The organism is Roseburia sp. AF42-8, from assembly GCF_003435965.1.
GTDB classification, from domain to species: Bacteria; Bacillota; Clostridia; order Lachnospirales; family Lachnospiraceae; genus Roseburia_C; species Roseburia_C amylophila.
On sequence record NZ_QTVB01000053.1, the window covers coordinates 1 to 11,672 of the forward strand.

Sequence of the window (11,672 nt, forward strand, 5' to 3'; positions counted from 1 at the left end):
TTCGGATCTGCTAACATAATCAAAACATGATTTTCATCTGAAATTTCATGTAAAATTTCAACCGAAATATTAGTATCTACAAATATTTTTTTCTTTGTTCTGGAAACTAAATCCTTTAAAATTTCAATTTCTAAGACAGTACATTCTTTCGTAACTCCATTTACCCACGCCTCATATTCATCTGGAGTTCTTCTGACAAATTCACCCCAATCCTGTAAATCTCTTGTGTAAGTAAGATTAGGAAACTCCTTGGTATCCAAATTTTCTAAAAGTCTATCCTGATAATTTTCTTCGCAGGCGATTCCGTCATATTTTTCTGCCAGAAGTTTTACCATTGTGGATTTTCCAGCATATGCTGTCCCATTAATAAAATAAACATTTTCAAACTTCACGACTATCTTACCACACTCCAATCTATCTTATAGACTCAATTATCATATCAATAACAGCACCAACAGCTCTTTTAATATCATTGCCTTCCCATCCAAGTTTCCAATCATTCTCTGAATACACATCAGAAACAACATATATACCTGTTGCCACACATTTTCTATAATTAGCTATTGTAAACAAACCAACACCTTCCATTTCAACGCAAAGTGCTCCTTTATCCCGATAATCCATGACTTGTCCCCACGTCTCTCTATAACCTGCGTCCGTCGTCCAGTGAATTCCTCTCTTATATGGTATTTCTGCACTTGTTATCATTGATTCAATCTCGTTCGTCAAATCCTTCGATGAATGAATTATATCATAATCATATCCGTACAACCTTGCTACTGCAGTATCATTAAAAGCACCGTCCGTAAGAATAATCTCTCCCGGAACTAATTCTGGTTGTAAGCCTCCGGCATATCCAACATGAATTAATTCTTTAACGCCTCCGGCAATTAAATCCTCCGCTTGTGTAGCTATCGCAGGCGAGCACATATGCCCTTTTATAAAACCAATGTTTTCATTTTTATTAAACACATACAGCTTCCCACCTAATGGATATCTATATTCTCCTACATTTCTTGACACCATTTCATCAAAAATGTCATCAGCAAGAAGATATACTCTATCCGGTATTTTGATTTTATCAATATCAAATCCAGCATTTTTTAATTCTACTCTGACAAGTTTCTTAGGATCTGTTAATGCATTATTTCTGTCCACTATTTTCTCCTTCAAATGTCATTCGGCCTCTCAATAGTATCTTTTATATCAAAATTTATGTGTATCTTTTGAATATCCAAATTGTGTTTGAAACTTCTTATTGCACTTGCATATTCGCCATTTGTTTCTTCACTTTCCGGCCAGATTTTTAAGACAGCATTATCCAGCGAATATTCTTTTCCGCCGACAATTGCCTGAATATTCTCAGGAAACTCCAGTTGTCTCATTTCTCCTATACTATGCTATATGTAAAGACTTAATCAAAAAATCTACGACACTCTTTTCATATTGATCTTTTATGATATTTTCTTTGCTTTCTTCAATACTTCCATCAACAAAATATTTGCCGTTTTCTTTATTGATTGATAATGAATCAAGAGGCCATCCTTCAAATCTTTTTGATGAAGCTTTATCAATCATATAGAATGATCCGTTTTTTTGAGCTGCCATATTGTCCATAAACGATGAAATTACTCCGTGATTATAAACTGCAATTCCATCTAGGTAATATGCTGTGACTTTACCTCCAAGCCCTGCAATAAGTTTTGAATAGTAATCAATCATCTCTTCATCTGACAGTCTATCCATATTCATAGGTGTTCTAATATTTAGTCCCGGCTGACGCAAATCCTCAAAATCCAGTTCTTCAAAATATAATCCAGAATCATTACAAATAACAACATCAAAGTATTGTCCATAAAACTCTGCCTTCATAATAGCATTTTCTTCTGGTGTATTCCCCATTTCCTTAGGTTCTTCTATAACTTCGATATCTCTTAAAGTAATAAATTCAATATCATACCCTTTTAACAAATCCGAAAATCTTTTTACCTTTGATGGATTTGTTGTTCCTAATAAAACCCTCATATCGTCATACTCCTAAACTAAATCATCTTAAAAGCTTTCAACGCTTCTACTATTGCCTCTTCCTTCTCCTTTGGACACTTAGGCTGTCTGGCATCATCTGACTTAGGCTTGTTATAATTTTCTCGCTCTATAATCCCATACTTAGCCTTAACCTGTGCAATATACAGATTTGAAACTTTCATTCCATCATTATGCTCAGTCACGTATGCTTTGATTTCCTCATAGGTTGCCTTACTCTCCGCAGATGTCAAATCCAGTTCATCCATATCCAGTCTCACATTCACATGATGCTTCGCTTCATGAAGTTTGGACAAAAGACATACCGTCTCAACATTTCCGGACCATGGGAACATGTCCACGCAGCACATCCGCTCCACCTGATATCCTCTGGCGGTTAAAACCTCTAAGTCTCTTGCAAGACTGGTTGGCTTACAGGAAATATAAATCATACGGTCTACGCCATAGCGGATAATCTTCTCCAATGCCTTTGGATGGATGCCATCCCGTGGAGGATCTAATACGATAAAATCCGGTTTTTCGGTAATATCGTCCAATACTTTTAAGACATCACCGGCTAAAAATTCGCAGTTTTCAAGACCATTTAATGCCGCATTTTCCTTTGCGGCTTCCACTGCCTCTTCTACTATTTCCACACCCACTACCTTTTTTGCGGCAGGTGCCAGCATCTGTGCAATGGTTCCGGTTCCGCTGTATAAATCGAATACCACCTTGTCTGCCTTCTCGGTCAGCGTATCTCCGATATAGTCCCTTGCAGTCTGGTAAAGCACCTCTGCTCCAAGAGAGTTGGTCTGGAAGAAAGAAAATGGTGTGATTCTAAAACGAAGTCCTAAGAGTTCTTCGTAGAAATAATCTTTTCCATATAAAATCTCTGTTCCTTCATCCTTTACTACATCTGCTACACTGTCATTTTTCGTATGAAGAATTCCTGCAATGCTGCCGTCTAAATCAAGTTTACATAACGCGTCTTTCATTCCGGTCAGCAAATCTTTTTCTGAAGATACTGCTTCTGTCAGGCCATCCAGAATATGCTCTGCGCCTGCCGTTACAAGGTCAATCAGGATCTCTTTGGTCTTTACCGCTTTACGCACCAGTAAATGACGCAGATATCCGGTATGCCGCATTCTGTGATAATAGGAAATCTTTTTTTCTGCAAAATACTGCTGCACACAGCTTAATATCTTCCGATAATCTTCATCCACAATTTTGCAGTCTGTTACCGAAACGATATCATAAAAACTGCCACGCTTATGCATGCCAAGGGCAAGGGGACCATCCTTATATTCATCCCCAAAAGTAAATTCCATCTTATTACGGAAACTGAATTCATTGGGACTTGCTTTTACGCCCTCAAAGCTGCAGTTTTCCGGGTCTACTACCGCATCCATCAGTTTCTTCACCTGCTGTCCTTTTAATGCAATCTGATCTTCATAGGATAGATTCTGATAAGTACAGCCTCCACAGATTCCAAAATGCGGGCATGGTGCTTCCGGCAGCTCATTTGGTGCTTTCTTCAAAACTTCCAGTAAGCGGCCTTCGCCTTTTTCCTTTCTTACTTTATTTACAGAAAAAGAAACCTCCTGTCCCGGTAATACGTTTTTTACAATTACCTGTTTTTCTTCTTCTACTTTTACGACTCCCTTATTCGGGAAATCCACATATGCAACAGTTCCCTGTAATACCTGACCTTTTTTCATACTTACCTCACACGAACAATTCTTTTCCAGAAACACATGTCATCCGCAGCGTTTCCGGCACACTCAGTAAAAGGGCTGCATGATATCACACAGCCCTTTACATCTTCACCTGTTAAATTATGCAAATAATAAATGATTATTTTTCTTCCTCGTCATCCTCGTCAAAGAAGTCATCTTCAAAATCATCATCGAAATCGTCTTCAAAATCCTCCAGATAATCTGGTGCAAAGAAACGATATAATCCATAAGCAGCTGCAGCAACTACTACAACAATACCAATGATTGCAAAAATTAAACCAGCTTTTGATTTTTTCTTCTCTTCCATTATTTCCTCTTTCTCCTTTTTATGCAATAATTCTGTTACTTTGTTCACATTTGCGGTTAATAAATTCTTTAATTCTTCCATTTTTTCCATTTCTGACCACTCCTTTTTATGCCAACAACAGTTTTTCATTTTCCTGCTACCTCGAACTCTTTTTATTAATTCATTATAGCATATGTTTCCCTAATCTACTAGAAAAAATTACAAATTCATAAAATTTTTATAACTTTCCAATTTTTATAATTTTTTCAATTTGGCAAAGGATGCAAACATCTTCTTCACGCCTACACCGGAAAAATCAACAGTAACCTCGTAATCCCTGCCGCCGTCAATAATCTGCTTTACGACTCCGGTGCCGAATTTCATATGAGAAACGGTATCGCCCACAGCATAATCCAATGGCTTTTTCATTGCGGAATTACCAAAGTTCCTTGCCTCCGGTACGCCGGTTCTGCGCAGCGCCATCGGCTTTGCCGAAAATGCATTCTTCGCCATCATGCTTGGTTTCGGAATATCCGGCATTTTTTCCTTCTGGATGGTTCCGCCCAAAAGTTCCCGCGGAATCTCTTTTACGAAACGGGACACCTTATTATACTGTGTTTCTCCTCGTATCATACGCATTCTTGCGCAGGATATGGACAACCGCTCCTTGGCTCTTGTGATTCCCACATAGGCAAGACGACGTTCTTCTTCGATTTCCGCTGTTGGATTTTCCGCACAGATTGCACCGAATCCCGGAAACAGTCCGTCTTCCATTCCTGCCAGATAAACCTGTGGAAATTCAAGACCCTTCGCACTGTGCAGCGTCATCAGCACAACATAGTCCTGTGTCTCATCCACACTGTCAATATCTGCAACCAGTGCTACTTCCTCTAAGAATCCGCTTAAGGTCGGCTCTTCCTCGCTTTCCTCATAAGTAACCGCTTTGGAAATCAACTCATCGATATTTTCCATTCGCTGCTGTGCTTCCTCTGTATTTTCTGCTTCCAGTTCACGGACATAACCGGTTTCTTCAATGATTTCCTGCAAAAGCTCCGATACACTGATATACGGCAACTTGCTCCGCATACTCTGAATCAGCATTACAAACGGTCTGATTTTTGCAGATGCCCGTCCGATTGTGCCAATCTCTTCTGCCATTTTTAAGGCATTATAAAAGGTAAGACCGTTTTCATCGGCATAATCCTGCACCCTGCTTAATGTCGTTGCTCCAATTCCACGTTTTGGCACATTGATAATACGGCGTACCGCCAGATCATCCATGGCATTGTCAATGGTCTTAAGATAAGCCAGTAAATCCTTGATTTCTCTTCTGGAATAGAAGTTTACGCCTCCCACAATCTTATATGGTATGCTGGCTGTGATAAAACGTTCCTCGAAAAGTCGGGACTGGGCGTTGGTACGGTATAATACGGCACAGTCTCCGTAATGATACATGCCTTCCCGCACTTTGCTCCGGATATCTTTTGCTACATAATCTGCTTCATCAAATCCGGTTTCAAACTGATGAAATGCAATTTTTTCGCCTTCCTCATTCTCAGTCCAGAGACGTTTTGCCTTTCGTCCCACATTATTTGCAATGACCCCATTGGCTGCATTTAAAATATTCTGGGTGGAACGGTAATTCTGCTCCAGCTTGATGGTGACTGCATTTGGAAATTCTTTTTCAAAATTCAATATATTATAAATGTTTGCTCCACGGAATTTGTAAATGGACTGGTCATCATCACCTACCACGCAGAGATTCTTATATTTGCCTGCCAGCAGTTTAATCAGCTGGAACTGTGCCGTATTGGTATCCTGATACTCGTCCACCATAATATAACGGAACCGCTCCTGATAATAATCCAGCACTTCCATATCTGACTGGAAAAGCTCTACGGTCTTTACAATCAAATCATCAAAATCCAGTGCATTATTTTTCCGCAACACCTGCTGATATTCCCGGTAAACAGCTGCTTCCTTCATTTTCCGGAAATCTCCCTGCGCCCGTAGGGCATATGCTTCCGGACTGATCAGCTCGTCCTTTGCAGAAGAAATGGCCGCAAGCAAACTTTTTTCCTTATACATCTTCGTATCAATTTCCAGACGCTTGCAGATATCCTTCATAATGGTCTTCTGGTCTTCTGTATCATATATGGTAAAGTTGGTTCCAAATCCGATATGGTCAATAAAACGGCGCAGAATTCTCACACAGGTAGAATGAAAGGTAGATACCCAGATATTTTCCGAGCCATAGCCCACCATGTCATCAATACGCTCCCGCATTTCGCCTGCAGCCTTATTGGTAAATGTAATCGCAAGGATATGATAGGGATTGACTCCCAGTTCCTCTATCAGATATACCGCCCGGTGGGTCAGCACACGGGTCTTTCCGCTGCCTGCGCCCGCCAGCAGCAGCACAGGTCCTTCTGTTGTAAATACACCTTTTTTCTGTTCTTCATTTAATGAATCGTATATACTCATAATGCTCCTTTACTCTCCTCAATACCACTCCGCTCAGTATACCATACTTCCTTAAGGGATGGGAACATATTTTCTGTATTTCTTTTCAGATTTCTTTTTGTACTATCCGTCGAACGCATTCATGAGTTCTTTTCCCTTATGTTCATTCTATTGTAGTTGCATCACGCAATGTCATTTACACATCACAGCGTCATTGTATATGCTTTCTGTCATTTTTCTTCTTGTTATCTAGTTTTCAATACTATATAATAGGTATGAGGTGAATTCAAATGACAATTGATGCAAAAGATTTATTAAACAGTATTTTATCCAGTCTGTCGCGGATTGACTATATCCGTCCGGAAAGTATTCCAAATATTGACCTTTACATGGATCAGATTACAACCTTCATGGATACCCAGCTTGCAGCTTCCAAGCGTCATCCCGATGACAAGATTCTGACCAAAACCATGATTAACAATTATGCGAAAAACAATCTGCTTCCACCGCCGGTCAAGAAGAAATACAGCAAAGAACATATTCTGATGCTGATTTTCATTTATTATTTCAAAAGCATATTAAGTATCAATGATATCGAAAGTATCTTAAATCCTCTGGCAAAACGTTTCTTCAATGCAGAAGGAGAATTCAATCTGACAACTGTCTATGAAGAGGTGTTCAGTCTGGAACGGGATGAAGTAAAAAATCTGATGAAAGATATTACCAAGAAATTTAACACCAGTTCTACCACCTTTGCAGATGCGCCGGAAGAAGACCAGAATTTTCTTCATACCTTTTCCTTTATCTGTATGTTAAGTTTTGATGTATTTGTAAAGCGTATGTTGATTGAAAAGCTGATTGACGAGACGAAAGAAATGGAAAAAGAAGCCGAAGATGAGCAGCGTGCTGCAGAAAAGAAAGCTTCCGAAGAGAAAAAAGCTTCTGAGAAAAAGACTTCCGGAAAAAAGTCGAACGAATAAAAAACCATATGCCAGGAAAAAAGAATGTGCCTTGGCACATCCTCGCAGAGCGTTTTTTACTTTACAGAAAAGCAATTTCCTGTAAATCGAAAAAGCACCAGTTTTCGAACCGGTGCTTTTCTTTATCATTTACATGATTTTGTGTAAAAAATTAAATATCGATTTAATTTTATCTCTACTCTTCATTTTTCTTTTCCGCTTTTTTCTCTTCTTCCAAAGGCTTCACATTCGTTCTGGCAAATACCATATCATATCCATCGCATCCATAATTCAAGGAACGGTTCACACGACTGATGGTTGCTGTTGATGCGCCAGTTTTCTCTGCAATATCAAGATAAGTTCTCTGCTCACGCAACATCTTTGCCACTTCATATCTCTGTGAGAATGCCAGTAATTCATTTACCGTACAGACATCTTCAAAGAATTTATAACATTCCTCTTTATTTTCAAGGCTTAAGATTGCATCAAACAAATGATCCACTGCTTCCGTTCTTACATTCTTACTCATTCTGCCTCTCCTTTTCGTATTATACTTATTTCAATACAAAAATGTTAGCATATTAAAGTGTGAAAGTAAACCGTTTTTTCGAAAAATTTTCTTTTCAATTTTCTATTCAAAATTTTTCTTTTCCTGAACCGTAAGATTTCTGTTTCTGGAAATTTTTAATCCAAAAGATTCTGCATACTCTTTAAGGTAATTACCAAGGTAGATGTATTATGAAGTAATGCAGATACGGTTGGCTGCAGGACTCCTGCCACGCCAAGCACAATCAGTCCTGTATTGAACCCAACAATTGTCCGGTAATTCTTATGAATCCGTTTCATCAATGCATTACTCAGCACCTTTAAGGTTACTATCTCATAAAGATTATCTGCACCGATAGTTACATCTGCAATTTCTCTTGCAATCTCTGCTCCATCACTGATGGCTATTCCAATATCTGCCGCAGATAATGCCGGTGAATCGTTGATACCATCTCCAATCATAATGACCTTGTGTCCTTCTGCTTTGGCTTTCTCTACAAAACTTGCCTTATCTTCCGGAAGTACCTCGGAGTAATACTCGTCTACGCCCACTCTTGCTGCAATGGCGGATGCTGTACGTTCACTATCCCCTGTCATCATAACAACTTTCTTAATTCCGGCTGTCTTTAAGGAATTTACAACGGCTGCTGCTTCATCACGAAGCGGATCTTCAATACAGATAACGGCTGCAAGGTGGTTCTCAATTGCCATATAAAGGTGTGAATATTCTGATGGAAGGCTGTTAAACTGTTCTTCATAGCCTTCCGGAACCACACATTTTTCATCTTCAAATACAAAGTGATAGCTTCCGATTACCACACTCTTTCCTTCTATGGTGGAAGAAATTCCGTGGGCTACAATATATTCCACCTTAGAATGTAGTTCTTCATGCACAAGATTCTTTTCCTGGGCTGCATCTACAACTGCTTTTGCCATAGAATGAGGGAAATGTTCCTCTAAGCAGGCAGCAATACGTAAAAGTTCTTCCGTGGGCTTATCCGTAAAAGAAACCACATCCACTACGGTAGGCTGTGCTTTGGTCAGAGTACCTGTTTTGTCAAAGACGATGGTATCTGCTTCTGCCATTGCCTCTAAGAATTTGCCACCTTTTACGGTAATATTGTGCACACTTGCTTCACGGATTGCAGACAATACAGATACCGGCATTGCAAGTTTTAATGCACAGGAAAAGTCCACCATAAGAACTGCTAATGCTTTTGTGGCATTTCTGGTAAAGAGCCAGGTAATGCCTGTTCCTAGTAATGTATATGGAACCAGACGGTCTGCCAGATGCTCGGCTTTACTTTCCAGGGAAGATTTTAACTTCTCTGACTCTTCAATCATCGTGACAATTTTTTCAAATTTGCTGGAGCCATTTACTTCTTTGACACGAATGGTCAGTTCTCCTTCTTCCAATACGGTTCCGGCATAGACATAACCTTCTACACTCTTATGCACCGGAAGGGATTCGCCGGTTAAGGATGCCTGATTTACCATCGCATCCCCTTCCGTTACCACGCCATCAAACGGAATGACATTTCCCATATGAATACAGACTTCATCGCCTTCTTTAATCTCAGATGCCGATACCAGTATTTCCTGTCCATCCTGACACAGCCATACTTTACTGACATTTAAGGACATACTTCTTGCCAGATCATCGACGGATTTCTTGTGTGTCCACTCCTCTAAGATTTCTCCAATGCCCAGTAAGAACATAATGGAACCTGCTGTATTGATGTCATTGCGAAGCAGGGATACTCCAATAGCTGTTCCATCCAGCACCGGAACCTCTATCCTGCCCTTCGCCAATGTAGAAATGCCCGCCCATAAATATTTTACAGAACGGAGCATGGTAATTCCTGCACGGATTGGATATGGCAGGAACATCTTACTACCCATACGGAGTACCACTTTATTTACCAGCTTGTCCCAGTAAGTCCGGTTCAGCTCCCTGCCGGAATTCTGTAAAAAAGTCTCTGGCACATCCACTTTCTGATAAGAGAAATGACGCAGTGTCTCTATCATCTCCTCACGATTTCCCACATAACAGACTACTGCATCCTGTAAACGTTCATTTACTTTCACTGAAGTGACACATTTGCAGTTACTCAGGTAATATTCCATCATATCTGCCTGGCGGAAACTCATCCCGCCCTGAATGATATGAATACGAAGTCTTCCTTTTATCTCATGTTTTATAACAAATCTCATATTACATACTTCCTTAGATAAAGAATCACCTACAGCATATTCTGCAGGTGATTCTCATAGTTTACGTGAACAGCGAGCAAAATCGCATGCCCAATGTTTATTCTGCTACAGTTTCTTCTGTTGCATCTTCTACAGATTCATCTGTATATTCTGCTGCTTTAGCAGCTCTGTCTTCATTAATCTGCTGTGCCTCTGCATAAATATCCTCTGCATTCTCCTGGATATTAGAAGCAGTCTTCATGACACATTCCTTTGCACGTAATGCTGCTGCTGTACAGTTTGTGTAGACTTTCTTTGCATCCTTGCTACCTAATATTTTAATTCCGGCTGTTCCAAACAATACACCGGCAGCAAAGATTCCGGTCTTCTTCCAGTTAAATTTTTTCACAAAATCAAACATATGTATTCCTCCTATTTCTGTTTGTTTTTTAGCTTACCGCCATTAAAACCCATTGTCCATACTCTTTTTCGTTATTGAGAATTCTTATCAACAACAGAATCTTATCTTGAAATTTTGATTACGGAAATAATTTCTTCCCAGTGGTCTAAGACATACTGTCCAATAATCGGATCATACATCTTGCCAAGATTATTTTTGATTTCCTGATAACAGTAGTCAAAATCATGTGCTTTGCGATAACTCCGGTTTGAAGTCATGGCATCAATGGAATCGCAGATTGCAATGATTCTTGCCCCCACCGGAATTTCTTCTCCTTTGAGTCCAAGCGGATAGCCCTCTCCATCGAATCGTTCATGATGACAGAGCACGATATATTTCAGTTCTTTTAAATGTCTTGATTTACTCAAAATCTCAGCTCCAATAGAGGGATGTTTCTTCATTGCCTCCCATTCCTCATCATCAAGCTTTCCTTCTTTATTTAAAACAGCATCCGGAACACCAATTTTTCCAATATCATGGAGATGTGCCGCAATATGGATTTGCTGTATATTCTCCGTTTTAAGCCAATTAACTGGCATACTTTCATAGCCATATCACTGACACGCTGGGAATGCCCCGCCGTATAAGGGTCCTTTGCATCCAGTGCACAGGTAATGCATTCTATAATTTCATGATAATCTATCTCGCCGCAATATTCACAAGTTTTCAAATAATCCCTTCACTTTCTATCCTTCAATGACAAATTTTGCAAATGATAATTCTGCTCCTTTGCCGATTCTGCTGCAGATATTTACCACTCTGGTCATAACACCTGCAAACTGGTTATCTTTGGTTACAATTTTAAGAAGCTGTGTCTCTGCCTCATATTCTGCTTCCTCTACATCTTCTAATTCTAATGTTTCACGAAGAATTTCTTTTACCTGATCCTCTGTTACTTTTTTAGACATCCGATAATATCTTCCCATAATGTGCTTCCTTTCTTAGTTGTTACTACTTTATGTTAGTTCTTTCTAATCCAGTTGTATTATAACACCTGCTATTGAAAT

Annotated in this window: 13 protein-coding genes and 1 pseudogene; 1 reads left to right on the forward strand and 13 read right to left on the reverse strand. The window is 39.5% G+C overall.

Features of this window, described 5'->3' with window-relative positions; translation table 11 throughout:
- The 7 genes and pseudogenes from DW059_RS13680 to pcrA form a co-directional block, all read right to left on the reverse strand.
- Nucleotides 1-392 (reverse strand): annotated as a pseudogene (locus tag DW059_RS13680) (hypothetical protein); the annotation flags it as partial.
- A gap of 22 nt (nucleotides 393-414) precedes the next feature.
- Nucleotides 415-1,173 carry a nucleoside phosphorylase gene (locus DW059_RS13685; RefSeq protein ID WP_242986276.1) on the reverse strand — a complete coding sequence of 253 codons (759 nt, stop codon included), beginning with the start codon at nucleotides 1,171-1,173 and terminating at the stop codon, nucleotides 415-417.
- Nucleotides 1,170-1,385 (reverse strand): hypothetical protein, encoded by a 216-nt coding sequence (locus DW059_RS13690; RefSeq protein ID WP_117699163.1) that lies wholly within the window; start codon nucleotides 1,383-1,385, stop codon nucleotides 1,170-1,172. The genes DW059_RS13685 and DW059_RS13690 overlap by 4 nt, the downstream gene beginning before the upstream one ends.
- A 10-nt stretch (nucleotides 1,386-1,395) precedes the next feature.
- Complete coding sequence (locus tag DW059_RS13695; RefSeq protein ID WP_117699164.1) at nucleotides 1,396-2,025, reverse strand: non-canonical purine NTP pyrophosphatase; 630 nt, start codon at nucleotides 2,023-2,025, stop codon at nucleotides 1,396-1,398.
- Nucleotides 2,026-2,042: 17 nt separating this feature from the next.
- On the reverse strand, nucleotides 2,043-3,740 hold the full coding sequence (gene rlmD, locus DW059_RS13700) for a 23S rRNA (uracil(1939)-C(5))-methyltransferase RlmD (RefSeq protein WP_117699165.1): 1,698 nt from the start codon (nucleotides 3,738-3,740) through the stop codon (nucleotides 2,043-2,045).
- A gap of 136 nt (nucleotides 3,741-3,876) precedes the next feature.
- Nucleotides 3,877-4,155, reverse strand: coding sequence for a hypothetical protein (locus DW059_RS13705; RefSeq protein ID WP_022242638.1), 279 nt, complete (start codon nucleotides 4,153-4,155; stop codon nucleotides 3,877-3,879).
- A 144-nt stretch (nucleotides 4,156-4,299) separates the two neighbouring features.
- Entirely contained in the window at nucleotides 4,300-6,528 is a 2,229-nt protein-coding gene (gene pcrA, locus DW059_RS13710) for a DNA helicase PcrA (protein ID WP_117699167.1), read from the reverse strand.
- Between the two features lie 269 nt (nucleotides 6,529-6,797).
- Between pcrA and DW059_RS13715 the strand changes: the two genes are divergently transcribed.
- A complete protein-coding gene (locus tag DW059_RS13715) occupies nucleotides 6,798-7,487 on the forward strand; it encodes a DUF1836 domain-containing protein (protein ID WP_117699168.1) in 690 nt (229 codons plus the stop codon).
- Nucleotides 7,488-7,662: 175 nt separating this feature from the next.
- Here DW059_RS13715 and DW059_RS13720 read toward each other — a convergent pair whose 3' ends face one another.
- From DW059_RS13720 to DW059_RS13740, 6 genes are all read right to left on the reverse strand, one after another.
- A complete protein-coding gene (locus tag DW059_RS13720) occupies nucleotides 7,663-7,995 on the reverse strand; it encodes a YerC/YecD family TrpR-related protein (protein ID WP_117699169.1) in 333 nt (110 codons plus the stop codon).
- Nucleotides 7,996-8,150: 155 nt separating this feature from the next.
- The gene (locus tag DW059_RS13725; protein WP_117699170.1) at nucleotides 8,151-10,226 is read right to left on the reverse strand and encodes a heavy metal translocating P-type ATPase; all 2,076 of its coding nucleotides are present in this window, start codon (nucleotides 10,224-10,226) and stop codon (nucleotides 8,151-8,153) included.
- Nucleotides 10,227-10,323: 97 nt separating this feature from the next.
- A complete protein-coding gene (locus DW059_RS13730) occupies nucleotides 10,324-10,626 on the reverse strand; it encodes a DUF6110 family protein (RefSeq protein ID WP_022243411.1) in 303 nt (100 codons plus the stop codon).
- 101 nt (nucleotides 10,627-10,727) lie between these two features.
- Nucleotides 10,728-11,204: an HD-GYP domain-containing protein gene (locus DW059_RS13735; RefSeq protein ID WP_330408439.1), complete on the reverse strand. Its 477-nt coding sequence runs from the start codon at nucleotides 11,202-11,204 to the stop codon at nucleotides 10,728-10,730.
- Nucleotides 11,105-11,335 (reverse strand): hypothetical protein, encoded by a 231-nt coding sequence (locus tag DW059_RS17410; protein WP_330408440.1) that lies wholly within the window; start codon nucleotides 11,333-11,335, stop codon nucleotides 11,105-11,107. Before DW059_RS17410 ends, DW059_RS13735 begins: the two co-directional genes overlap by 100 nt.
- A 16-nt stretch (nucleotides 11,336-11,351) precedes the next feature.
- On the reverse strand, nucleotides 11,352-11,591 hold the full coding sequence (locus tag DW059_RS13740; RefSeq protein WP_117699171.1) for a hypothetical protein: 240 nt from the start codon (nucleotides 11,589-11,591) through the stop codon (nucleotides 11,352-11,354).
- Nucleotides 11,592-11,672: the final 81 nt, after the last annotated feature.

Bases quoted from the DNA above. Each gene is read 5' to 3' on its own strand.
- DW059_RS13690 (WP_117699163.1), bottom strand. From the start codon at position 1,385: ATGAGACAACTGGAGTTTCCTGAGAATATTCAGGCAATTGTCGGCGGA.
- DW059_RS13695 (WP_117699164.1), bottom strand. From the start codon at position 2,025: ATGAGGGTTTTATTAGGAACAACAAATCCATCAAAGGTAAAAAGATTT.
- rlmD (WP_117699165.1), bottom strand. From the start codon at position 3,740: ATGAAAAAAGGTCAGGTATTACAGGGAACTGTTGCATATGTGGATTTC.
- DW059_RS13705 (WP_022242638.1), bottom strand. From the start codon at position 4,155: ATGGAAAAAATGGAAGAATTAAAGAATTTATTAACCGCAAATGTGAAC.
- pcrA (WP_117699167.1), bottom strand. From the start codon at position 6,528: ATGAGTATATACGATTCATTAAATGAAGAACAGAAAAAAGGTGTATTT.
- DW059_RS13715 (WP_117699168.1), top strand. From the start codon at position 6,798: ATGACAATTGATGCAAAAGATTTATTAAACAGTATTTTATCCAGTCTG.
- DW059_RS13720 (WP_117699169.1), bottom strand. From the start codon at position 7,995: ATGAGTAAGAATGTAAGAACGGAAGCAGTGGATCATTTGTTTGATGCA.
- DW059_RS13725 (WP_117699170.1), bottom strand. From the start codon at position 10,226: ATGAGATTTGTTATAAAACATGAGATAAAAGGAAGACTTCGTATTCAT.
- DW059_RS13730 (WP_022243411.1), bottom strand. From the start codon at position 10,626: ATGTTTGATTTTGTGAAAAAATTTAACTGGAAGAAGACCGGAATCTTT.
- DW059_RS13735 (WP_330408439.1), bottom strand. From the start codon at position 11,204: ATGCCAGTTAATTGGCTTAAAACGGAGAATATACAGCAAATCCATATT.
- DW059_RS13740 (WP_117699171.1), bottom strand. From the start codon at position 11,591: ATGGGAAGATATTATCGGATGTCTAAAAAAGTAACAGAGGATCAGGTA.